This is a genomic window from Drancourtella sp. An12 (assembly GCF_002160935.1).
Taxonomy (GTDB): Bacteria; Bacillota; Clostridia; order Lachnospirales; family Lachnospiraceae; genus Sellimonas; species Sellimonas catena.
This window is the reverse complement of record NZ_NFLO01000002.1, coordinates 251,648-274,529: the sequence shown is the minus strand read 5'-3', so window position 1 is coordinate 274,529 and position 22,882 is coordinate 251,648. Positions and strand designations below refer to the sequence as shown.

Annotated in this window: 18 protein-coding genes and 7 tRNA genes; 3 read left to right on the top strand and 22 right to left on the bottom strand. The window is 46.2% G+C overall.

Going from position 1 to position 22,882, the window contains the following annotated elements:
• Window positions 1-77: 77 nt before the first annotated feature.
• On the top strand, window positions 78-725 hold the full coding sequence (locus tag B5E64_RS03585; RefSeq protein ID WP_087167256.1) for a sugar O-acetyltransferase: 648 nt from the start codon (window positions 78-80) through the stop codon (window positions 723-725).
• Window positions 726-801: 76 nt separating this feature from the next.
• On the opposite strand, the gene B5E64_RS03580 is transcribed toward B5E64_RS03585, so the two are convergent.
• The 7 genes from B5E64_RS03580 to B5E64_RS18325 all read right to left on the bottom strand — a co-directional run bounded on the left by B5E64_RS03580 (window position 802) and on the right by B5E64_RS18325 (window position 12,003).
• Window positions 802-1,722, bottom strand: a complete 921-nt coding sequence (locus tag B5E64_RS03580; RefSeq protein ID WP_087167154.1) for a ribokinase — start codon at window positions 1,720-1,722, stop codon at window positions 802-804.
• Window positions 1,723-1,738: 16 nt separating this feature from the next.
• A complete protein-coding gene (locus B5E64_RS03575) occupies window positions 1,739-3,430 on the bottom strand; it encodes a sugar-binding domain-containing protein (protein WP_087167153.1) in 1,692 nt (563 codons plus the stop codon).
• On the bottom strand, window positions 3,427-3,864 hold the full coding sequence (locus tag B5E64_RS03570; RefSeq protein ID WP_242960073.1) for a MarR family transcriptional regulator: 438 nt from the start codon (window positions 3,862-3,864) through the stop codon (window positions 3,427-3,429). The genes B5E64_RS03575 and B5E64_RS03570 overlap by 4 nt, the downstream gene beginning before the upstream one ends.
• A gap of 7 nt (window positions 3,865-3,871) precedes the next feature.
• On the bottom strand, window positions 3,872-5,725 hold the full coding sequence (locus tag B5E64_RS03565; protein ID WP_087167151.1) for an ABC transporter ATP-binding protein: 1,854 nt from the start codon (window positions 5,723-5,725) through the stop codon (window positions 3,872-3,874).
• Complete coding sequence (locus tag B5E64_RS03560; protein WP_343284043.1) at window positions 5,725-7,449, bottom strand: ABC transporter ATP-binding protein; 1,725 nt, start codon at window positions 7,447-7,449, stop codon at window positions 5,725-5,727. The genes B5E64_RS03565 and B5E64_RS03560 overlap by 1 nt, the downstream gene beginning before the upstream one ends.
• Before the next feature lie 128 nt (window positions 7,450-7,577).
• A complete protein-coding gene (locus B5E64_RS03555; protein ID WP_087167149.1) occupies window positions 7,578-8,192 on the bottom strand; it encodes a DedA family protein in 615 nt (204 codons plus the stop codon).
• Window positions 8,193-8,352: 160 nt separating this feature from the next.
• Window positions 8,353-12,003 (bottom strand): hypothetical protein, encoded by a 3,651-nt coding sequence (locus B5E64_RS18325; protein ID WP_242960072.1) that lies wholly within the window; start codon window positions 12,001-12,003, stop codon window positions 8,353-8,355.
• 243 nt (window positions 12,004-12,246) lie between these two features.
• On the opposite strand from B5E64_RS18325, the gene B5E64_RS03540 reads away from it, so the two are divergent.
• Together B5E64_RS03540 and glgD are read left to right on the top strand one after the other, a co-directional pair.
• Window positions 12,247-13,386 (top strand): glucose-1-phosphate adenylyltransferase, encoded by a 1,140-nt coding sequence (locus tag B5E64_RS03540; RefSeq protein WP_087167147.1) that lies wholly within the window; start codon window positions 12,247-12,249, stop codon window positions 13,384-13,386.
• Window position 13,387: 1 nt separating this feature from the next.
• Entirely contained in the window at window positions 13,388-14,503 is a 1,116-nt protein-coding gene (gene glgD / locus B5E64_RS03535; RefSeq protein WP_087167146.1) for a glucose-1-phosphate adenylyltransferase subunit GlgD, read from the top strand.
• A 51-nt stretch (window positions 14,504-14,554) separates the two neighbouring features.
• Here the strand turns inward: glgD and B5E64_RS03530 are convergent, their stop codons facing one another.
• The 15 genes from B5E64_RS03530 to rdgB form a co-directional block, all read right to left on the bottom strand.
• Window positions 14,555-15,643 (bottom strand): hypothetical protein, encoded by a 1,089-nt coding sequence (locus B5E64_RS03530; RefSeq protein ID WP_087167145.1) that lies wholly within the window; start codon window positions 15,641-15,643, stop codon window positions 14,555-14,557.
• A 173-nt stretch (window positions 15,644-15,816) separates the two neighbouring features.
• Window positions 15,817-16,761: a glutaminase A gene (glsA, locus tag B5E64_RS03525; protein ID WP_242959079.1), complete on the bottom strand. Its 945-nt coding sequence runs from the start codon at window positions 16,759-16,761 to the stop codon at window positions 15,817-15,819.
• A complete protein-coding gene (locus tag B5E64_RS18615) occupies window positions 16,758-16,883 on the bottom strand; it encodes a hypothetical protein (protein WP_275532782.1) in 126 nt (41 codons plus the stop codon). The genes glsA and B5E64_RS18615 overlap by 4 nt, the downstream gene beginning before the upstream one ends.
• Entirely contained in the window at window positions 16,867-18,921 is a 2,055-nt protein-coding gene (ppk1, locus tag B5E64_RS03520) for a polyphosphate kinase 1 (protein WP_343284041.1), read from the bottom strand. The genes B5E64_RS18615 and ppk1 overlap by 17 nt, the downstream gene beginning before the upstream one ends.
• A gap of 398 nt (window positions 18,922-19,319) precedes the next feature.
• Window positions 19,320-19,601 (bottom strand): CD3324 family protein, encoded by a 282-nt coding sequence (locus B5E64_RS03510; RefSeq protein WP_087167141.1) that lies wholly within the window; start codon window positions 19,599-19,601, stop codon window positions 19,320-19,322.
• On the bottom strand, window positions 19,591-20,619 hold the full coding sequence (locus tag B5E64_RS03505; RefSeq protein WP_087167140.1) for a hypothetical protein: 1,029 nt from the start codon (window positions 20,617-20,619) through the stop codon (window positions 19,591-19,593). The genes B5E64_RS03510 and B5E64_RS03505 overlap by 11 nt, the downstream gene beginning before the upstream one ends.
• A gap of 369 nt (window positions 20,620-20,988) precedes the next feature.
• A tRNA-Leu gene (locus tag B5E64_RS03500) sits at window positions 20,989-21,069 on the bottom strand.
• A gap of 71 nt (window positions 21,070-21,140) precedes the next feature.
• Window positions 21,141-21,213: transfer RNA gene (locus B5E64_RS03495), tRNA-Lys, on the bottom strand.
• A gap of 18 nt (window positions 21,214-21,231) precedes the next feature.
• A tRNA-Gln gene (locus tag B5E64_RS03490) sits at window positions 21,232-21,303 on the bottom strand.
• A gap of 20 nt (window positions 21,304-21,323) precedes the next feature.
• A tRNA-His gene (locus tag B5E64_RS03485) sits at window positions 21,324-21,397 on the bottom strand.
• A gap of 7 nt (window positions 21,398-21,404) precedes the next feature.
• Window positions 21,405-21,478: transfer RNA gene (locus tag B5E64_RS03480), tRNA-Arg, on the bottom strand.
• A 36-nt stretch (window positions 21,479-21,514) separates the two neighbouring features.
• Window positions 21,515-21,585 (bottom strand) — tRNA-Gly (locus B5E64_RS03475).
• Window positions 21,586-21,619: 34 nt separating this feature from the next.
• Window positions 21,620-21,694, bottom strand: a tRNA-Pro gene (locus B5E64_RS03470).
• Between the two features lie 64 nt (window positions 21,695-21,758).
• Complete coding sequence (locus B5E64_RS03465; RefSeq protein ID WP_087167139.1) at window positions 21,759-22,268, bottom strand: metallophosphoesterase; 510 nt, start codon at window positions 22,266-22,268, stop codon at window positions 21,759-21,761.
• A 3-nt stretch (window positions 22,269-22,271) separates the two neighbouring features.
• Window positions 22,272-22,865: an RdgB/HAM1 family non-canonical purine NTP pyrophosphatase gene (gene rdgB / locus B5E64_RS03460; protein ID WP_087167138.1), complete on the bottom strand. Its 594-nt coding sequence runs from the start codon at window positions 22,863-22,865 to the stop codon at window positions 22,272-22,274.
• Window positions 22,866-22,882: the final 17 nt, after the last annotated feature.

The window sequence follows — 22,882 nt, the reverse complement described above, 5'->3', positions numbered from 1 at the left end:
GGAATATACTATAGTAGAGGATAGCAGCGGAAAAAAGGAGGAGGAAACACAGCATGGAATATGCAGAGGATTTACAGATGGACTCTCAGGAGTCCGCAAAAAGAATGGAGGAAGGACGTCTTTACCTTCCGTCCGACCCTGAAATTATGAAAAAACAGTTTGACTGTCTGGAAAAGCTGTATGATTATAATCAGACAAGACCTCATGATCAGGAACTGAGAGCCAGAATGCTTAAGGATATGTTTGCCGAATTGGGCGAGGGATGCTATATCGAGCCTCCGCTTCGTTCCAACTGGGGTGGATATCATACCCATTTTGGAGATCATGTCTACGCAAACTTCAATCTGACTCTGGTTGACGACGGACATATTTATGTCGGCAGCAAGACCATGATCGGACCGAATGTCACCATCGCGACCGCAGGTCATCCGGTGGAACCGAATCTCCGGTATCTGGAGATGCAGTACAACATGGACGTACATATCGGAAAGAATGTATGGATCGGCGCAGGATGTGTCATCCTTCCGGGTGTGACCATCGGGGACAATACAGTTATCGGAGCCGGCAGCATTGTCACAAAGGACATCCCGGCCGGAGTAGTAGCTGTAGGAAATCCATGCCGGGTACTGCGTGAAGTAGGAGAACACGACCGGGAATACTATTACCGTGACCGTAAAATCGATGTACCGATCCCGGATGTGCTTTCCAAACTTGACAAGGACTGATCTTCAGGAACTGTTTCTATTGCACAAAAAGAGCTTTGCGCGGCCCTTTCTCCGGGCGTTGCAAAGCTCTTTTCTTCTACTCTTCTGTCTCATGTTTCTGTGGTCTTTCAAAATCCAGATCAATTTCCCTGACCTCCTGTTTTGTCGGGATCGACGCAGCCGCTCCAGGTCTTGTGACCGCAATGGCCGCCGCTCTGGAGGCCACGATCAGGCATTCTCTTACATCCATCCCGGATACCAGTCCGGCGATAAAATATCCGGTAAATGTATCTCCTGCTCCGGTCGTATCGGTCACCGGTACATGGAAGCTGTCCTGGAAAAACCGCCTCGATGCATCCTGATACACACATCCGTCTCCGCCAAGCGTCATCACAATCCCGGCCTTCGGATATAGTTCGGACAAAGTATCCAGAATTTCCCCCAGCTCTTCTTTTCCTGTCATCTGCGCGCCTTCAATCTCATTGACAAGGAAGAGGTTTACTTTGCCAAGATCACAGGATTTAAGCTGCTCATTGTACGGGGACGGATTCAGGATGATCCGCATCTTCTTTCTGCTGGCCGCTTCGATGACATAATCTACGAGATTGATCTCGTTCTGCACAAGTACGATATCCTCCTCGCTGAAATCCGCCAGCACTTCATCGATATAATTTTTGGTAAATTTCCGGTTTGCTCCTCCATACAGAAGAATGCAGTTCTGTCCGCTCTCATCCACCTGAATGATCGTATGTCCCGATGGTCCCGGAACTTTCCATATATAATGCGTATGAATATTTTCCTTCCTGCAAAGATCCACCAGCATCTCTCCGTCTTCTCCGATCATTCCGGCATGGTGGACTTCCAGTCCTGCCCTTGCAAGGGCAATCGACTGATTCAGCCCTTTACCGCCGCAGAAAATCTTTCGCTCCGCTGTATCCAGTGTCTCCCCCGGCTCCACAATATGGTCCACCGTGTAGGTATAATCCAGATTCAGCGATCCAAAGTTGATGATTCTCATCGGTCCGTTCCTCCTTCTAATCCTTGATTTTTAATACTTCCCTGTCATAGGTCCACAGCCCGTTTACTTCTTCTTCAATATCCGACAGCTGCGTGTAGACAGCCGCGCACAGCCCTTTTCGCTCCAGATTTCTGACTTCTTTCCAGATTTTTTCATAGGCATGGCACAGGCTCTTCTTCCCCGGGAAAATCCGGTATCCGTATATTGCCGGGCACGCACTGTGCCCTTTTTCTCTCATGGAAAATCCTCCAAATTCCGACAGAATGGAAGCCCGCTCTTTCTCCGTCTTCACTTTCAGCCGGAAGAAATAGTTGTGGGTACTCCGCACATCCCCGCATCTCTGGTCGAACCAGCCGCTGGCCGCATCTACCAGACGGGTCGGATCCAGACGTTTCAATTCCTTTGTAAGCCTTTTTGTATCAAACTGTCCCCATCCTTCGTTAAACAGCGTCCAAAGGACGATGGACGGATGCCCATAGAGTGTGCGTACTGTCTGTCTCATCTCATGTTCAAACTCTGCCCGGCCTTTTTCACTCTTTCTGGACAGAAGCCGTCTTACCTTGTCCGTGACCGTAATGTGCCAGATACTCATGGCAGTCGCCCCGTAAGTCACATACCAGTGATGGTACGCTTCTCCTCCGTTAACCATATCCTGCCACACCAGCATTCCCAGACGGTCGCAGTGATAGTACCAGCGCTGTGGCTCGATTTTGCAGTGCTTCCTGAGCATGTTATAGCCGAGATTTTTCGCCTGACTGATATCAAAAATCATCGCCTCATCGGACGGCGCTGTATAAAGCCCGTCCGGCCAGTACCCCTGATCCAGAAGTCCTCTCTGGAACAGAATCTCGTGGTTCAGGCAGATCCTTGGAATGCCTTTCGGATCCTTTTCCACCGTGATGCAACGCATCGCAAAGTAGCTTTTCACCTTGTCTTTTCCCATCCGTACTTCAAACTCATACAGATATGGATCCCACGGTGTCCAGCTCCGCTTTTCCCTTAACCGGATCCGGACAGGTTCATTCGTTCCGGCCTCACAGACTCTTCCCTCCAGAATAATCCTTGCCTTCTTTGCCACATTGGCAAATACGGTAATCTCCACTTCCCCGGTGTCATAAAACGGCCGGCACTTGATCTCTTCAATATAATTATGCGGCACTGCCTCCATCCATACTGTCTGCCAGATTCCGCTCTGAGCCGTATAGAACATACCGCCTTTTTGAATTTTCTGCTTGCCCTTCGCATGCCAGCTCTGGTCCGATATATCGCGTACCCGGACGCAGAGGTCATTCTCCCCTTCTTTCAGATACCGCGTAACATCAACGGTAAAGGGAAGATATCCTCCTTTATGACAGCCGGCGCGCCTTCCATTTATATACACGACACACATCTGATCGACCGCACCAAAATGCAGCAGAATCCGTTCCCCCGACTGCGCCGGATTTTCAAACGTCCGGTGATACCAGAGTGTTTCCTCCGGGCGGAGTCTCCGCTTCACACCGGACAGAACACTCTCCGGCGAAAACGGGACAAGAATCTTTCCTTCGAAGGAGGCAGGCGGACGCTTCCCGGATTCCCGGCAGATCCGGTAATCCCAGTATCCGTTCAGGTTAATATAGCTTTTTCGGCGCATCAGAGGTCTTGGATACTCTGAAAGAACATGCTCCGTATCCAGGTCTTTTCCCCATCTTGTATAAAGCGTTTTCATTTTGTCTGTTCTCCTTTCAGACTTTCTTCCATCTTCTGAAGCTGACGGTAAAAAGTTTCCAGCTCTTCCTCGTCAAACGCTTCCCACCAGATCTCATCCCCTTTTTCAAAAATCTCCTTCACCTGCTCCGCCTTTTCCCTGCCCTCTTCGGTCAGACTGATCAGACAGGATCTGCGGCAGGACGGATCGATCTCCTTTCTCAGAAGCCCCGCTTTTACAAGCCGGTCCACCGTTCTGGAAATCGTCGTGACATCCACAAAACACCGGTCTGCAAGTTCTCTTTGTGTCATAGTACCATATTTTCTGAGAGAATTCAAAATTCTTGGCTGTCCCTGCCCTACTTTCAGGCCGATTTCCTGAAAATACGGCCGAAGCGCTGCCCTCCTGGCAGCATTTATCTGAAACCATAGTTCTCTGATCTTACTTTTTTCCATTTTCCATCTACTCCAGTTCAAACTGTCCTGTATAAAGCTGATAATAACGGCCTTTCTGTTCCAGAAGTTCCTCGTGATTTCCCCGCTCAATGATCTCTCCTTTTTCCAGTACCATAATCGCCTTGGAATTGCGTACCGTAGAAAGGCGGTGGGCGATGACGAACACGGTCCGCCCTTCCATGATGGCATCCATTCCCTTTTCAATCAGACGCTCGGTTCTCGTATCGATGGAACTGGTTGCCTCATCCAGTACAAGAACCGGCGGCTTGACGGCCGCTGCACGCGCAATGGAAAGGAGCTGCCTCTGGCCCTGGGAAAGGTTGCTGCCGTCCCCGTAAAGCATCGTGTCATATCCTTTCGGGAGCTTCCGGATAAAAGAATCCGCATTGGCGATCCTTGCCGCGTCCCGGACTTCCTCATCCGTGATTTCCTGATCTCCATACCTGATATTGTCTGCGATCGTTCCAGTAAACAGGTGGGTATCCTGAATGACCATTGCAAGAGATCTTCGCAGGTCATCTTTCCGGATCTTGCGGATGTCAATCCCGTCATACGTGATCATTCCGCTCTCGATCTCATAAAACCGGTTGATCAGATTGACAATCGTCGTCTTTCCCGCTCCGGTCGATCCCACAAAGGCAATCTTCTGTCCCGGTTTTGCATAGAGCGAAATTCCATTCAGAATCCGTTTATTCGGCACATAGGAAAATACGACATTGTCAAAACGCACATCGCCTTTCAGCGGTGTGAGCACCACCTGATCTTCCTTCTCTTCCCGCCATGCGTATTCTCCCGTCTTCTCTTCACATTCCACCAGAACATCCCCTTCTCTTCTTACATTGCAGAGGGTGATGGTTCCTTCATCAATCTCCGGTTCTTCCTCCATCATCTGGAAAATCCGCTCCGCACCGGAAAGGGCCGCCAGCAGGAAATTCACCTGCTGTGTAAACTGGTTCATCGGCATGGCGCTCTGGCGCACATAGACGAGATAGGAAGAAAGGCTGCCGATATCCAATAGTCCGGACAGGGCAAAGAGCCCGCCCACACAGGCCGAAACCGCATAATTCACGAAGGAAAGGCTTACAATTGTCGGCACCATCATTCCGGCAAAAGTCAGGGCATTCGTCGATTCCCTCCGGAGATTTTCATTCATCTCACAGAACTTCTTGAAATCAGCCTTCTCGTGGTTGAACACTTTCTCCACTTTCTGGCCCGCCGCCATCTCTTCTACAAATCCATTGATCTTTCCGATCTCCTCCTGCTGCCTTGTAAAGTATTTCCGGCTTCTGCTGCCGTTAAACTTGATAAAGGCAGCCATCAAAAGCAGAAAAACCACGACAATCAGCGTCAGCCGTACACTTAATACCAGCATCATGGTAATCGTTCCCGCCAGCATAAGGAAACTCTGAATCAGCATGGCGAAGCTGCTGTTCATCGCCTCCTGCACTGTGTCTACGTCATTGGTGAACCGGCTCATCAGCTCTCCGTGAGTATGGGCATCATAATATTTCAGTGGAAGCTTCTGCACGTGGGCAAAAAGATCCTGCCGGATTTCCTTGATGACCTTCTGTGCCGTGATGACCATCAGCTGGTTGTAGCCAAATGTTGCCGCCACACCGCACAGGTAAAGGACGGCCATACCCGCTACCGCCGCCAGAAGCCCTTTCACATCCCCCGGAAGAATAAATTCATTGATAACCGGTTTCAGCAGATACGTCCCCAGAATATTGGCTCCGGTACTGATCAGCACAAGCACCGCCACCAGAAGGAACATCCACTTGTGTCCGCCAAGATAGTGCATCAAATGCCCCATTGTCCGCTTCAGATCTTTTGGTCTTTTATATCCCAGATATCTTGCCATTAAAGCTCCGCTCCTTCCTTTTGAGATTCATAAATTTCCTGATAGATTTCATTTCTTTCCAGAAGTTCTTCGTGAGTACCGATATCCGACACCTTCCCGTCATCCAGAATCAGGATCTGGTCTGCATGACGCACAGAGGAAATCCTCTGGGCGATGATGATCTTCGTCATCTCCGGAAGTTCCTCTTTTAACATCGTCCGGATTTTCGCCTCGGTTGCCGTGTCCACAGCACTCGTTGAATCATCCAGTATCAGTACTTTCGGCCGCTTCAGAATCGCCCGTGCGATACAAAGCCGCTGCTTCTGTCCGCCTGACACATTGACACCGCCCTGCCCCATTTCCGTCTCATAACCGTCTGCAAGCCGGTCGATAAACTCATCCGCACAGGCAATACGGCAGGCCTGTTCAATCTCTTCCATCGTGGCGTCTTCCTTGCCCCACCGCAGGTTTTCTATCAAGGTGCCGGAAAAAAGCGTATTCTTCTGAAGCACCACGGCAATTGCGTCCCGCAGATGCTCCACCTTGTATTTTTTCACCGGAATTCCATCGATCCGGACCTCCCCTTTTGTCGCATCATAAAGACGAGGAATCAACTGAATCAGCGTTGATTTCGCTGAACCGGTCTGACCGATAATTCCAAACGTACTGCCTGCCGGGATTTTCAAAGACACATCCGACAGAATATATTCCGGTGCGTCCTTTCTATATTGAAAGTAGACATGGTCAAACTCAACCTCGCCGCGCTCTACCTCGTGGTCTTCCGCTTCCCGGTCGGTAATATCCACTTTTTCATCAATGATCTCCAGAATACGGCTTCCCGATGCCATGGAACGGGTCATCATCAGAAACACATTGGAAATCATCATCAGAGAATTCAAAATCTGCATAACATAGCTTAGAAAACCTGTCAGCTCCCCGACCTGCATTCCGCCGACCTGAATCATCCTGCCACCAAACCAGATGAGGCTCAGAATCGTGCCGTACATCACAATCTGCATGGCCGGCATATTCAGCGCCGCCAGACGGAACGCTTTTTCCGACTGGGTTTTCAGATTCCTGTTTACCTCATCAAACTTCTCCGTCTCGTATTCCCCTTTGACGTACGCTTTCACCACCCGAATCGCCGTCAGGTTCTCCTGAATAATCCGGTTTACCAGATCAATAGCCGTCTGCATCTTCGTATACAACGGCTGAACATGACTCACAATAGAAAACAGAAGCACCGCCAGAATCGGAAGCGCTACAAGAAACACAAGTGCAAGCTTCCCATTGATGGAAAATGCGACCGCCGTTGCAGCTACAAGCATTACAGGCCCACGGCAGAAAGGCCGAAGTCCCGTAGATACCGAATTCTGGATATTGGTCACATCACTTGTCAGCCTCGTCACGATCGACGACACCCTGAAATGATCAATATTCGCAAACGAAAATCCCTGAAGGCTCTCATATTCCGCTTTCCTCAGCTCCGCTCCAAGCCCCTGGCCGGCAAGAGCCGAAAACCGCGAACTTCCGATCCCCAGAAACAATGCAAGCAACGCGCAGATAACCATCTGAAATCCCTTCATATAAATATAATGCCTGTCCCCGTTCACCACACCGACATCAATCAGGTCCGCCATAATCAGCGGCACAATGAGTTCAAACAACGATTCCGCCGTCACGCACAAAATCGCCAGCAGAGCATACTTCTTATACTTCCCCATATAAGAAAAAATTCTCCTCAGCACATCCCACACCTCCAAATACTTGTATATACAACTATTGTATGCTCATCATTCACCAATGTCAATATCGGGAACGTAACATTGGGGACGTGTTCCGATGCACCGGAACCTGTCCCCAATGAAAAAAATCAGTCTTTTTTCTTTGTTGTGCTTAATTTGGATGCAATAAAGTAGATGGCTGCAGCCGCAATCAGTGTGATGATAGCTGCCTGATATTGATCAAAGATCTGTGTGATTTTGTACCAGGAGCTTCCGGCCTTTTTCCCGAGACCGAGAAGAAGCAGATTCCAGATTCCGCTTCCGATGGCTGTGTAGCACAGAAATTGAGCAAAGGGCATTCTGGTCATGCCTGCCGGTATGGAGATGAGGCTTCGTATGACAGGTACGCATCTTCCAAGGAGGACCGCTTTGTTTTCGTGCCTGTCAAACCATTTCAGTGTCTTTTTGATGTCTCCTTCTTTGAAGCCTGCTTTCCTGATCAATCTGTTTGACAGAACATGATCCAGCCGGTCCAGTGGTATGATCCTCCCTGCCCAGTACAGAATCACCGCCCCTGCCAGTGATCCTGCCGTCGCTGCGATGAGCATCCCCTGTAGATTCAGTTCTGTATGTTCCGTCAGAAATCCGCCAAACGACAGCACTGCTTCGGACGGAATCGGTGGAAAAAGGTTTTCGATCATAATCAGCAGGAACATTCCGAAATATCCGTATTCCGACAAAAGCTCAAGCAAGTGTAATTCCATTTTTCTTCCTCCCGGTTCACATGGCTATATGACACTTTATCGGTTTTTCTTTTATTTTATGCGTTGTCCTGCTCGATTTGTTATTTCAGACCGTAAAAGACCGCCGCAGGATTGGGGGTTTTCCCTTCTCCTTGCGGCGGTCAATTCAATTTACCTTATATTATTTTGCAGATCCTCTTTTTTTCACGATCACTGCACCTGCGATGACTACAACAGCTGCACCCATCACAATCAGAAGTGTTACAGTCGGAGCGCTGTCTCCTGTTTTGACAACATCTGCTCCTGACTGTCCCTGATTGGTTCCTTCATTTCCGGAGGTATTGGATGCTCCGGTCTGTCCGTCACCATTGCTGATGTACTGCTGGTCAGCAAGTACAACCACATAGTCGGATGCATGACTGAATGTCAGAGATACATTTCCGCTTTCTGCTACTTTTCCACTGTTAATGTAAACCAGTTTTCCATCACTGTCATAGTAGTAAAGATTTCCGAATTTTCCTGCATACTGGCTTCCTACATTGAGTGTCAGTTTTGCCTGGAATCCGAAGTCTCCCTCATGCGCCAGTGAAAGCTGCATGGTCGGATTGTCTCCTGCAAGTTTCTTTACGACACTGCTTGGAATTGCATCAGTATTCATGGTTACCTTCATGTCAATGTCTTTCAGATCAGAAGCTTTAATGTCTTTTCCGTTGATTGTCCATGTATAGGATCCCATGTTGAGCTGGATATTCACATCTTGACCCTTTGCGGCTTCCAGAATTTTCTTGGAAAGAACAGTCGCATTACCCATATCTACCTGTACTGTTGAACCAGTGGAAGCTCCTTTGATTTCTTGCATAACAGAATCCACGGTATCTGCCGGAATTTCTGTACCCGGATTCGACGGTTCCTCCGGTTTGGAAGGCTCTTCCGGATTAGATGGCTCTTCCGGATCTACTGGTTTTTCCGGATCAGTCGGCTCTTCCGGATCTACCGGTTTTTCCGGGTCGGATGGATCTGTTGCTGTCTTTTCTCCATATCCGCGGAATGTGATATCCTCTTCTACCGTAACTTTTCCGTCTTCCGGCCATGCATTGAGCCATTTTACATTTTCATAGCCTTCAAACTCTGTCGGAAGTGTAATCACATCTCCTTCCTCTGCAACAATGCATTGAATGAAGTCAAACTCTTTTTCACCATAATATGAATATGACCAGTCGCCTTCTGCATATCTGTCATCGATGATAAAGCGAATGATATAATTTGAATATTCCGCATAAGCATTCAGCGATGTACCGCTGGACTCTATTGTTGTATCCGGAAATTCCAGATCCCATCCTGTGAATTTCAGTCCCGGATAAGTTTCCGGCGTCTTTGGTACATATTTGTCAAAAAGTACCTGTTTCTTCGTTCCCTTGTCCACTATATCCGTATAGTGATCTGTCACAGCTCTTCCATCTTCACTGTAATAGTTTACATAGACAACCGCAACCGCTTTATCTCCATAATCTGCCGTAACGGTAAGTGAACGTCCAAGTACGCCGTCTACCGGAAGTTCCTGATCCTCCGGATAACTGTCTAAGATCTGTTTGGAAATTTCCCAGTTTTCCATCTTGAGGTCTTCAGATGCATCCGCCGGCATATATGCGTATCCCTCTTTGTAGAGATCGCCGTATGTCGCTCCGTCCTCATAGATAAAGAGCTTGCTTACGTCTGTCCATTCACCCTTGTTATTCAGGTACCGGAACCAGATCGTATATGTATTTTGATCATAATCCGCCGTCAGCATCACGGATTCCGACGGTCCAAGTATCTCATCATCGTTCTTTGATACATTGAGCATCCATCCCTGGAACTTCAACTTTGTATAGCTGTCAGAAGGGGCAGGGATTGTCTCCACATATTTTTTCAGATCACCGTATGTGCTGCCGTCCGGGAGCAAAAGTAACTCATCGCCACTGTATACCGTCTCCCCTTCCGAATCAAGATATTCTTTTGAAATTCGAACCGGACTCTTGTCATATTTAGCATAAACAGTCATATAAGAAATATTGCTTGTCACAGTCGTATTTTCATCTACCTGATTTCCGTAAGCGTCTATCCATCCTGTCTGCTTCGCACTCTGGTATGAATGGTTCGCTGCCGGAATCTCAATTCCGGACTCTTTGAAGGTCGCACGTTTTTCCAGATTTTCTTTTTCAACTTCGCTTATACTTTCCCAGTCGCCATCCTCATTTAATACCAAAAATGTGATGCGTCCGTCGTAAGTCTTATTTACAAATGTCTCTTTGTTGACTACCTGTACATAATATGGCTGTGTACTGTAAAAATCCGGTCGATAATCTCCGATATTGGTCAAGTTGCCTGCCAGATCGGAAATGAATACCGAATTCAAATACCATTCACATGGATATGTATTTTCATCAATTTCAAACGTACCAATCCAGGAATCGGACGTCTTATCATAGTTAAGGCTGACATACTGGCTTCCACCATCAATATCCTGATCTGGCGACATATATGCATAACCGCTGAACTCATCCAGTCCAACGTTATCCTCCGCCTTAACAGTAATCGTAACTGTATCTCCGCTTTCTACCACTTCTCCGTTTTTGTCCAGATTAATGGATGTGATCACCGGCGACTCTTTGTCATTGACGACTTCCTCTATCTTTTCTGTATTGAACCAGAAATTCTCCGGATTTTCCAGCTGGAAAGCTGCCATCTCTCCGACTCTTGACATTCCGACCTGATCCAGAACCCATTTGCCTGCCGACGGATTGTAAATCTGAGTACTTCCCTCATATTTTCCGGTTTGTGTATTCAGAGAAGTCCAAAGAAGAATTGTCCCGTAGCCTGCCGTTTCATTTTTGAATCTGACGCAGATATTGCCCGGATCACTTTCCATCGAAGGTTCAACATCAAACGAAACGGAAACAGTGTCTCCATCTTTTAATGTCTGTCCCTGCTGATCCAGAACGAAATTTTTCACTGCATAGTCCACCTCATCCTTCTGGAAAGAAAAGGCGTACAATGGCTCACCCGTATCGGAATAGCTGTCCATCTCCACGTAATTTCCGGCATTGTCCACTACCCTTATGGAAATAATGTTTCCACTGTCCGCATTGACATCCTCAAGACTTAACTCTCCTACATAACACTGTTTTTCCTCATCATAGGTGAAACTAAGCCCTGAAGAACTTCCTGAATTATCGCCGTACTGAAAATATGCATTTGCTGACACATATGCAATTTCACTGTCTGCATCATACGCATATACATAAAACTTCAACGTATCTTTCGTCGTCAGTGTCTGTCCCTGCTGCGGAAATTCTACCTTTTCGATTACCGGTTTTGTCGTGTCGTACTGTCCGTCTTTTGCTTCCTCTGTCGTCTCTGTTGTCTCATCAGCAGCTGCTGCCGCTTTTGCCGCATCCGCTTCTGTTTCTTTTTCCGCAGTCTCCGGCTCTGCCTCAGCTTCTTCTTTCTGTACTTCCGCACTTTCCTTTGTCTGCTGTGCTTCTGCACTGTCCGTCTGCGTCTCCGTGTTCTGCATTTCTTCCGGCTGTGCCTTAGTTCCCGGCTCGGCATCCGGTTTTGTCTCCGCAACCGGGTCTGCTTCCGTTTTTGCTTCTGTGCTTGTCTCAGCTTCCGGCTGTGTCTCCATGCTCTGCACTTCCGCCGTCTGCGTCTCTGTGCTCTGTGCGGTCTGTTCCTGTGCAGTCTGCTGCGGTTCTTCTGCCAGAACATTTGGAACGCACAACGATGCGGTAATTGCTGCCGCTGTCAGAAGAGCCCCCGCTCTTCTTGCCCATAATTTTCTTTTTCTCACGGTTTTCTGCCTCCTCATTTTCTGCTTTCCAGTAAAACTCTCGAAGTCCATTCATAGTCATTATATCTCCTCTATTTTCCTTCCACAAGGAAACCTGCACAAACAATCGGAGTGGACAGCCTTTTGGACAGTATTTTTTCATAACTCTTTTATATTTTTTCCATTTATTTGCACAAAATTATGGAAAGAATTCCAATAAAATTGTATAATAGTTGCAGAGCAAAAGAAAAGGGAGGACTCACAATGAAGCAAAACAGTATGTTAGCAATGATTTTAGCTGGTGGGAGAGGTACCCGTCTGCATGAGCTTACCACAAAAGTAGCAAAACCTGCCGTTTCATACGGTGGAAAATACCGTATCATCGATTTCCCTTTAAGCAACTGTGCAAACAGCGGCATTGATACTGTAGGGGTTTTAACTCAGTACGAATCCATTCTTCTGAACAGCTATGTTGCAGCAGGCCGCCGCTGGGGACTTGATGCAAAAAACAGCGGTGTTTATGTACTGCCGCCTCGTGAAAAAGCCGATGCGAACCTGGATGTTTACAGGGGAACCGCTGATGCGATTTCACAGAACATCGATTTTATCGACACCTTTTCTCCGGAGTATCTCCTGATCCTTTCCGGAGACCACATCTACAAGATGAACTATGCAAAGATGCTGGCTTACCACAAAGAATGCAATGCCGACGCGACCATCGCCGTAATCGAAGTTCCATTAAAAGAAGCCAGCCGTTTCGGTATTATGAATACAGACGAGACCGGACGTATCTACGAATTTGAAGAGAAACCGGAGCATCCGAAGAGCACGCTTGCTTCCATGGGAATCTATATCTTTAACTGGAAGCTTCTACGCAAAATGCTGATCGCCGATGCGAAAGATCCGGATTCCAACCACGATTTCGGAAAGGATATTATTCCTCAGCTTCTTGCTGACGAGAAGCGTCTGTACGCTTATAAATTCAAGGGCTACTGGAAAGATGTCGGAACTATCGATTCTCTTTGGGAAGCAAATATGGATCTTCTTGACGCTCACAATGAACTTGATCTGAACGATTCTTCCTGGAAGATCTATACCGAAGACGCAACCACTCTCCCTCATTATGTAGGTCCTGATGCAGATATTCAGCGTGCATTCATTACACAGGGTTGTATAATCGACGGAACAGTTAAAAACTCTGTTCTGTTTACAGGTGCACGTATCGGTGCCGGTGCCAAAGTGATCGACAGTGTTCTCATGCCGGATGCAGAAGTCGCAGAAGGTGCGACTGTTGTCCGCTCTCTTGTAGCAGACGGTGTTAAAATCGGAAAAGATGCTGTTGTCGGAAGTGCTGACAGCGAACACATCGAATTAGTGGCGAAAAACGTAAAGGGGGCTGAATAATATGAGCAGAGCATTTGGAATTGTAAATTTTGCCGGAAATCATATCGGGGTTGACGGAATGACTGTATACCGTCCGATCGGAGCATTCTCCTTCCTTGGAAGATACCGCGTCATTGATTTTCCGATTTCAAACATGACAAACAGCGGAATTGACCACATTCATGTATATATCAGAAGAAAACCTCGTTCACTGGTAGAACATCTTGGAACAGGCCGTCACTACAACCTGAACTCCAAGAGAGGCAAACTTCTCACACTGTTCTCTGAATACAACGGTGAAAATGATGTTTACAACACAGATATCGCAGCATATCGTGAAAATCTGGAATGTATCGAAAACGCTCCGTATCCATATGTGATCCTTGCGCCAAGCTACATGGTTTATTCCCAGAATTTCGACACTCTGCTTCAGAATCACATTGATTCCGGAGCCGATATTACATTGCTCTATCACACAGTAGATACCGCAAAAGACGAGTTTTTAAAATGCGATATTCTGAATCTGAACAAACAAAAAGGTGTGCTCTCTATCGAGCCGAACAACGGAAACGCAAAAAACCGCAACATCTTCATGGATACCTATGTTATGAAGAAAGAGCTTTTCCTTGAACTGATTGCAAAAGCGAAAAAGCTCTCCTCCATTTACACCTTGTCTCAGATCGTTAATTTTGAGTGCGGCGAACTGGATGTACGCGGAGTTTCCCATCATGGATTTTTTGCTTCTATTACAGACTTCAAGAGTTACTACAATGCAAATATCAATCTGATCGATTTCAAAGCGGCACAGAATCTCTTTGAAAAGAACTGGCCGATTTATACAAGAACAAACGATTCCTGCCCGACACAGTACTTCGAGACAGCTTCTGTGAAAAATTCTGTTGTTTCAAACGGCTGTCTGATCGAAGGAACCGTTGAGAATTCCGTAATCGGACGTGGCTGCGTAGTGAAGAAAGGCGCCGTTGTAAGAAACAGCGTGATCCTTCCTGGCGCATCCATCGGTAAGGATATTACGGTAGAAAATTATGTCGTAGACAAAAATTCCAGTATCCGCCACGTTTCCAATCTGATTGGAACACCTGAGAACCCTGGTTATATCAAACGTGGTGATACCATCTAATTACAAAAATTTCGGGGATGCTTCATGCATCCCCGTTTTTTTATTTCTTAATTATAAAGGATAGGTGAATACAATTGTATCGTTAATGGTGTACCGATAACTGTTCTCTGCTGTCTTTTCTATATCCTTCTTCGTAAATTCTCTTGTTCCATCTGTCTGGAAATATACAGTATCATTGACATTAACTTCAACTGCCCCATTTTGTATCATCCATGCCGATGATGTCAAATTATCTTCTCCTCCTAATATTTCAATATCACCTCGAAGCTGTGTTTCTGTGGATGCCGGCATACCATACGATACATACTCGCCGCTCTCTTTATCCACCAGCATTTCTGTGTAAATCGTAGCTGTCAGAATCAGGTCATCTCCGACATTCTTATCTTTCGTCCGTTCTTCATATACAATATTACAGTCTTCTGCCTTTATTCCGTAGTATGCCAGTAAAAACTTACGCTGGTTTTCTACCTCGGCCGGTGCTTCTTCCACAGGAATACTCTCCTGCTTTGCATAGGCAGAAAGAAAGTCTTCCCGGCTGATTTCTCTTGGTTCATAAATCCGCATCTGCGTTGCCGCCAACTTTTCATCTTCCGTCACCTGAGTGATTTTCCCGTCTGAATCGCGGGTAAATGTAAATCCCGCTTCTTCCTCTCTGCCGCCCTGCATATACTGGACATGGACAGTCTCTGTATATTCACTTCTGTCTTCCAGCGTTATCTCCTTTACCTGGAGCTTGGTTCCCTCTTCCTCTGCCATCAGAAGGAATTTCATAGCCGGGCCTGAAGTGAGAAAATCCTGCATGCCGTTTTCCGTAAAATAGTCCCCGATCTTGTCTTCCCAGTTTTCCATGACAGAGGCATTCTCTCCTGCTGTTTCTCCCGTATTCTCCTGCGCCTGTGTAATGTCTACTCCTTCTCCCACTGCGGACGGCGTGAACAGAAGATCTGCATTTGGGCCTGTCATCATGGCCTCAATCACTGCTTTTGCTTCCGCGCTGACTTCCTCTTCCTTTACTTCGGTCTTCTTTGGATCCGGCTCTTTCTCTTTCGTCGTCTTATCCTCAGACTGACATCCAGCCAGAAGAACTGCCATCATTAACATGAGAGCCCAGATCAGTCTCCATTTCCTTTTGCTCCTCATACTTTTCCCTCCCTTCAAAAGAAAATAGTCTTTCTATTGTTTTAATTATATCATATTTTCATTTTTTCCTATTGCTTATTGCATGTTTTGCGAATCTTTGTGCGTTTTACACAAAAGAGCGTCATGCTTTTCACACATCACGCTCTCACTCTTTCTTTCACTTCTTCGATTGTCTAAAACAGCGAGATCCCCATCTTGTTGGACAAGTATTCCAGGATCTTAATGCCTCCGGCACTGTTTCCCTTTTCATCCAGGGCAGGGCCGAATACGCCGATTCCCATCCGGTCTACAAGAGGAACTGCAATTCCTCCACCGACACCACTCTTTGCCGGAAATCCGACTGTCATGGCAAATTCGCCGGAGCCGTCATACATCCCGCATGTCAGCATCAGCGCGCGGATCGCCTTCGCATACTGCGGCTCGATCAGCTCTTCCTGATCCAGCGGATCCACACCATGATTGGCAAGCACCAGACTCATGTACGCAATATCGTGAGCGGTCACATTGACCGAGCACATCCGGAAATAAAAGTCCAGACACTCCTCCACATCACCTTCCAGAATCCCGGATGCCTTCAGATAATACGCCAGAGCCCGGTTCCGGTCTCCAGTCTCTCTCTCAGACTCGTAAACGGCCTGATTCAGGCTGATTTCCTCGTTGTTGCAGAGTTTCCTCGTAAACTCCAGAAAACGCTCAAATTTCTCATCTGCATCCTTTCCCTTGATACAGCTTGCCACAGTAATGGCTCCCGCATTAATAAACGGATTAAACGGGCGGGTCTTTGTCTCCAGCTTTACAATGGAATTGAACGGGTCTCCGGTCGGCTCCACACCAACCTTCTCATGGAAAAGATGATCCGCTCCACAGTCCCGGATCGCAAGAATCAGCGATACCAGCTTGGAAATACTCTGGATCGTAAACGGAATTCTCGTATCTCCCGCTTCCAGCACATTGCCGTCCAGATCCATTGTACAGACCCCAAGATAATATTTATTCACATCCCGCAGCTGCGGAATATACTGCGCTGTCATGCCCAGTTTGGTAAATGCTTTCCCATATTGCAGGGCATCCTTCAGAAGCTCTTCTGTCAGCATCACGCCTCTCCCTTCCTTTCTCATCCTGTCATTTCGATAAAATTATCCATAATTTTTCCGTCCATGTCAAGAAGAAAGAAACGCTTCACCGGCTTTTCCGGGCTTTGTCCGTACAGCTTCCATAAACTGCTATCTATTGTATGCATCTTCGTACAGACGTTCCTGAGAATTCAAAGGCTCTTCGTCATTATGCACTCTATAGTACATACCGTCCTCATGCATCTCACGCGCTTTCTGATTGTCACGATTCATCGTGTCAAAAATGTATTCCAGCTTTTCCTGAATGGCCGGATCATAAACCGGAGATGCGACTTCCACACGTTTGACTGTATTTCTTGTCATAAAGTCCGCAGATGCTATGTAATATTTTCTCCGTTCCTTCGTACCGAACATATAAATCCGGGAATGTTCCAGGAAACGTCCTACAATGCTGATAATACGAATGTTCTCGGTCTTTCCTTTCACACCTGCCACCAGGCAGCAGATTCCACGGATAATCATCTCGATCTTCACGCCCGCGCAGGAAGCCTCAATCAGCTTGTCGATGATCTTCTTGTCTGTCAGGGAGTTCATCTTGATGCCGATGTATGCCGGTTCCCCCTTCTTTGCGTGTTCGATCTCCTCGTCCATCATATCCAGTACCCGGTTCTGCAGACAGTGCGGCGCCACAAGCAGATGCTGCATGTCTTCCACCACTTCCCCTTTTGCAAGGGCGCGGAATACCTTTGCCGCCTCAATACCGATATCGGTATTTGCCGTCATCAGGGAAAGGTCTGTATACAGTCTGGACGTCTTTTCATTATAGTTTCCGGTTCCGATCTGTGTAATGCACTCAAACTGCTTATCTGTCTTTCTTGTGATCAGGCAAAGCTTGGAATGTACCTTATAGCCGTCCAGGCCGTAAATAACCTGGCATCCGGCATTCTCCAGACGGCGGGACCACTCGATATTATTTTCCTCATCAAAGCGGGCGCGGAGCTCCACAAGCACAACAACTTCTTTTCCATTCTCCGCAGCCTCAATGAGCGCCTCAATCACCTTACTCTGCTTTGCAAGACGGTACAGTGTCATCTTGATGGAAACCACGTTCTCATCCTCCGCAGCCTCGGTCAGGAGACGCAAAAACGGCCTGATTGACTCATATGGATAGGAAAGGAGCTTATCTCCCTCTTTAATCTGCTCAATAATGCTTCTTCCATCCTGAAACATCGGCGACTTCTGCGGAGTACGTTTTTCGTAAAACAGACTTTCATTTTTTCTCAGCATATCCTGAATATGGAATACAAAAGAGAAATCCAGCGGGACTTCGGAATGGAACACATACTTCTCCTCCAGTCCCAGATAATTATCCAGCATCAGCATGCTTCCGATATCCAGATCTCCGGACATCTCAAGCCGGATCGGAGCAAGCTTTCTTCTCTGCTTCATCAGATCCGCCATAAATTCCCGGTAGTCCAGATCCTCATCATAAAGTGCATCCGCATCAATATCGGCATTTCTCGTCACACGGATCAGCGCTTTACCCTGAATCTTGTATCCCGGAAATACCTTGGATACAAAGTGAAGAATCAGATCTTCACCAAGAACATAAGATCCCTTTTCTCCCGGAATCTCAATCATCCTCTGGAAAATATTGCTTGCACACGGTACAATTCCAAGACGGACCTTCTTGCTGCTCTTTGTCGTCAGAGAAACAACCGCATAAATTTCATTATTTTTCAAAAACGGGAACGGCTGTCTCCTGCCGACCACGGTCGGGGAAATCAGCGGAAGAATCTCGGACTGGAAGAATCTTTCCATCTTCTTCTCATCTTCAATCTGATCCATGCGGTACAGACGAACGCCTTCCTTTGCAACTTTTTCAATCAGCTTCTGATATACCTTTTCTTTCCTTTTATTCAGCTTTCTGACCTCTTCAAGTATCGCGTCAATCTGCTCCTGTGAAGACATCTGTGTCTTATTGTCCCTGATATCCTGAGGCAGCAGCGTCTGGTCGTACAGGGAACCAACCCGGACCATAAAAAACTCGTCCAGATTCGTCTGATAAATCGATACGAAAGTGAAACGCTCACAGAGCGGTACGGACTTATCCTCCGCCTCTTCCAGTACCCTTTCATTAAATTTCAGCCACGAAAGCTCTCGATTCATATATTCGCTTCCCATATATTCTATACGCTCCTTCATTCCTTTTCTGCAGTACACTTTTCCTTATCGGCAGTTCCTGTATGGAACGCTGTGAAATACCTTCTTCGCATTCCCATCCACTTTTGTCTCCATGCAATAATAACGAACCACCATATCGTTTTTTATCTGTTTTCTACTGCGCTTTTCTCTTTTCATCATATACCCCTTTTCCTGAAAAATCAATTTATAGTTTCTGTTTGAGTATATAAACTTTACAACAAAAAAAGAATAACATATTGCCCCTGTAATCCGTGTCAAATCTACATTAAATTCATGTAAAACTGTGCTTCTCTTGCGTAAATCCAACGTAAAATCCATGTAAAAAAACAGACGTGGCCATACTACTGTATCTCCTACGTCTGTTTTATAATCCACTGATTTAATGTCACTTTTCCCCTTTATACCCCGGAATGATCATCACATCTTTTGTATACGATTTTTCTGATGGAATCGGTAGATAATTTAAATTCATCCGCAAGCGAATCTATACTATCTCCATTATGAAATTTATCCCGGATTCTTTCATTCCGTTCCTGATAATAGGTACGGGCCCCTGATACCGCTCCCCATCTTTTCTTTTCCTGCGAACGGGGAATATACACTGTTTCTCCCGACACATATTTTTGCAGTTCTTCAAGTAAATGATCCGGAATAATATCCCGAGCATTTCTATATCTCATGAAGAAATTCCTCCATGCTCTTATACTCGTGTATTTTTCCTCCCCCTTCTGTAATAATAGTTCGCATTTTCTCTTCCAGATGATCTGCATAGTCAGCAAATTCATTTAATCGATTCACATTATAATGTTCCATAAGCCCCATTCTCTTTATTCCAAAATCATCACATACAATGTTCAACTCTTGCTGAAGCAAAATTCCCCACATATAGGTCTTAACCGGATCATTCCTTCTGGAATAATATCGAATACGCAGCCATGTATAGGATAATTCCGCATACCAGTCAGCCAGCATCTGAAAGTCCGTATTGTAATTTAAACTATCTTTATCGACATTACTTTCCTTTTCCAGAAACTCCCGTACAACGCACACTGCCTCATGGCACAACTTTCTTTGAACTTCCACATCAGACTCATCAATTACATTGCGATATAACTCAAGAAATCTCTTTGGGACTTTTTTCATATCGGTAAGTTCTTCGATCTGATCGGTCTGAGATTTTCTAAAATATTGATGATTAGAAAAAGCTATAGCCTGAGCCAGATAATCCAATACATAACCTGCGCACATTTTCGCATCGCTTATCGCAGCAAACATCATTTCCGCAAAAATATTCTTTGCTTTTTCATAAGAACTCAAAGCACACTGCCTCATTTTCTCCGGATTTGAAAGATTTTCTGCCTGACGTCTTTTTAATTGTCTAAAACGTTCAGCATCTTCTTCTGTTCTGGCATACAGAATTTCTCCATCTGCAAGACAAGTTATATTATATTCTTCCAACTCAGCAAATTTTTCCAATCTCGCCCAGTCAATTCCCCAGATATCAAACCCTACCCCTTCCAGAATAAAGGTACGCCCAAAACGATATCCTCTTTCTGTAATCGGGACAAAATAGCTGACTGCCTTTACCTGATCATCTATTCTTAGTGTCGTATGAGAAACAACCAGTGCTATATCTTCCGGATATTCATTCTTTACCGCATCAATTACCCATTGTGTCACAAATTCTCTGTTTTCCATATTCCTCTTACCTCCTGCTTATTTTCCGGTTAACCGTTAATGTAATTATACAAGATGCTATTATTCAAATGATACATAAGAAATAAATGTAGAAATTCTTTCCTCTGAATAGCAATTAATGCTGAAACTTGATTATATCTTTACTATACTTTACTAGTTTTTAATCACCCTGTCATAAAGCTGCAATGAAATAGCTGAAAAACAGAAAACACAGTAAAAAACTTCTATGACACATCGCATACGAATTCTAATCTGGTAGAAAAGAACCACACTAATAATTGGAAAATGACTAAATTAAACAAAGGGAAAAATATATGAAATACTATAGAACACAAAATAAAAAAGCCCGCTATTTCGGGCTTTTGCGACTGCGGATGACAGGAATCGAACCTGCACGTCATGGACACCAGATCCTAAGTCTGGCGCGTCTGCCAGTTCCGCCACATCCGCGTACATTAATCCGGCCTTATTTTGCAAGGCCTCAGATAAAAGAATAGACAAGCAGTACTGCTTGTCTAAAGTGAGCGTGCGGGGATTCGAACCCCGGACAACTTGATTAAAAGTCAAGTGCTCTACCGACTGAGCTACACGCCCGTATAATATAATTCAAACCTGGGCTAGTTGGATTCGAACCAACGAGTGCAGGAGTCAAAGTCCTGTGCCTTACCGCTTGGCGATAGCCCAACAGCCCATATTGGGACTAGGGTGGATACAGGGATTCGAACCCTGGGCCTCCAGAGCCACAATCTGGCGCGCTAACCAACTGCGCTATATCCACCATGAAACGTGCCTGCGGGGATTCGAACCCAGGACCTACGGCTTAGAAGGCCGTTGCTCTATCCAGCTGAGCTACAGACACATTGTATAGTTCTTAAAGCATATCCTGCTTTAAGAAAGCGGGTGATGGGAATCGAACCCACGTATCCAGCTTGGAAGGCTGGTGTTCTACCATTGAACTACACCCGCAGATCGCAATATTGATTCCTGTCTCTACCAGGAATCGGGGTGACAGGATTCGAACCTGCGGCCTCCTGGTCCCAAACCAGGCGCTCTAGCCAAGCTGAGCCACACCCCGTTTTTTCGTCTCATCTGTTTTTTCCTGACGACAAAAATTATTATATATGAACTCCTGATATTTGTCAACAACTTTTTTCATTTTTTTCTACATATCTGATTTCACCCGTCACAGTGCCGTCTTCTGCCATCTCCAGAACAATATAACTCGGCAGCCGGTTCTCCTGCCGAGGGTAGGTAAGGCTGCCCGGATTCATGATAATCATGTCTTTTTCAAACTTCAGACAAGGCTTGTGTGTATGGCCGAAAATAACAATGTCCGCTCCTCTTGCTCTTGCCTCTCTTCTGAGATGATCCAGAGTCATGGATACAAAATAATGATGTCCATGTGTCATAAAAATCTTGTGCGTCTCCATCTGTATTTCCACTTCCGGCGGAAGCTCACCAAAGAAGTCATTGTTTCCGGCTACCACGTAGGCCGGGCATCCGCTTCCATACTGAATTTCCCACTCTCTTCCTTCAACATCACCTGCATGAAAGAGAAAGTCTACCGGTTTCTCCTGTTCCAGAACCTTCTCGAAATTCGTATGTATTTTATGAGTATCACTTACTACCAGGATTTTCTTTTTTTTCATCCACTATCTCTCCTCTATCATCTTCTTCATCTGCCGGAGCCCTCTTCCCCTGTGGCTGATTTCATTTTTCTTTTCCGGCGGAAGCTCTGCCGTAGTGCATCCGTACTCAGGCAGGTAAAAGATCGGATCATAGCCGAATCCGTGTTCACCTTTGATTTCATAGCCGACTCTGCCCTCGATTATACCAAGTGTTGTCTTCTCCTCTCCATCCGGAAAGACTGTTGCAATCGCACATACAAACCGTGCGGTCCTCTTTTCATCCGGCACACCCTCCATACGTCTTAGGAGTTCACCATTCTTGATATCATAGGAAGTATCTTCCCCCATGTATCTGGCAGAATAGATGCCCGGCTCCTTGTTCAGATAGTCGATTTCAAGCCCTGAATCGTCCGCCATCACAATATCGTCCGGCAGAAGCGCATGAACTGCTCTCGCCTTAATCAGCGCGTTCTCCTCAAATGTAGATCCATCCTCAACGATTTCCGGGTTCACCCCTGCCTCTTTCATGGAAAGTATCTCCATGCCAAGGTCTTTTAAAATCTCCCTGATCTCCACCATCTTATCGGCATTGCCTGTGGCAAATACAATTCTGCTCATCTTACTCTTCCTTCTTT

Bases quoted from the DNA above. Each gene is read 5' to 3' on its own strand.
- B5E64_RS03585 (WP_087167256.1), top strand. From the start codon at position 78: ATGGACTCTCAGGAGTCCGCAAAAAGAATGGAGGAAGGACGTCTTTAC.
- B5E64_RS03580 (WP_087167154.1), bottom strand. From the start codon at position 1,722: ATGAGAATCATCAACTTTGGATCGCTGAATCTGGATTATACCTACACG.
- B5E64_RS03575 (WP_087167153.1), bottom strand. From the start codon at position 3,430: ATGAAAACGCTTTATACAAGATGGGGAAAAGACCTGGATACGGAGCAT.
- B5E64_RS03570 (WP_242960073.1), bottom strand. From the start codon at position 3,864: ATGGAAAAAAGTAAGATCAGAGAACTATGGTTTCAGATAAATGCTGCC.
- B5E64_RS03565 (WP_087167151.1), bottom strand. From the start codon at position 5,725: ATGGCAAGATATCTGGGATATAAAAGACCAAAAGATCTGAAGCGGACA.
- B5E64_RS03555 (WP_087167149.1), bottom strand. From the start codon at position 8,192: ATGGAATTACACTTGCTTGAGCTTTTGTCGGAATACGGATATTTCGGA.
- B5E64_RS03540 (WP_087167147.1), top strand. From the start codon at position 12,247: ATGAAGCAAAACAGTATGTTAGCAATGATTTTAGCTGGTGGGAGAGGT.
- glgD (WP_087167146.1), top strand. From the start codon at position 13,388: ATGAGCAGAGCATTTGGAATTGTAAATTTTGCCGGAAATCATATCGGG.
- B5E64_RS03530 (WP_087167145.1), bottom strand. From the start codon at position 15,643: ATGAGGAGCAAAAGGAAATGGAGACTGATCTGGGCTCTCATGTTAATG.
- glsA (WP_242959079.1), bottom strand. From the start codon at position 16,761: ATGAGAAAGGAAGGGAGAGGCGTGATGCTGACAGAAGAGCTTCTGAAG.
- B5E64_RS18615 (WP_275532782.1), bottom strand. From the start codon at position 16,883: ATGCATACAATAGATAGCAGTTTATGGAAGCTGTACGGACAAAGCCCG.
- ppk1 (WP_343284041.1), bottom strand. From the start codon at position 18,921: ATGAAGGAGCGTATAGAATATATGGGAAGCGAATATATGAATCGAGAG.
- B5E64_RS03510 (WP_087167141.1), bottom strand. From the start codon at position 19,601: ATGAGATATAGAAATGCTCGGGATATTATTCCGGATCATTTACTTGAA.
- B5E64_RS03505 (WP_087167140.1), bottom strand. From the start codon at position 20,619: ATGGAAAACAGAGAATTTGTGACACAATGGGTAATTGATGCGGTAAAG.
- B5E64_RS03465 (WP_087167139.1), bottom strand. From the start codon at position 22,268: ATGAAAAAAAAGAAAATCCTGGTAGTAAGTGATACTCATAAAATACAT.
- rdgB (WP_087167138.1), bottom strand. From the start codon at position 22,865: ATGAGCAGAATTGTATTTGCCACAGGCAATGCCGATAAGATGGTGGAG.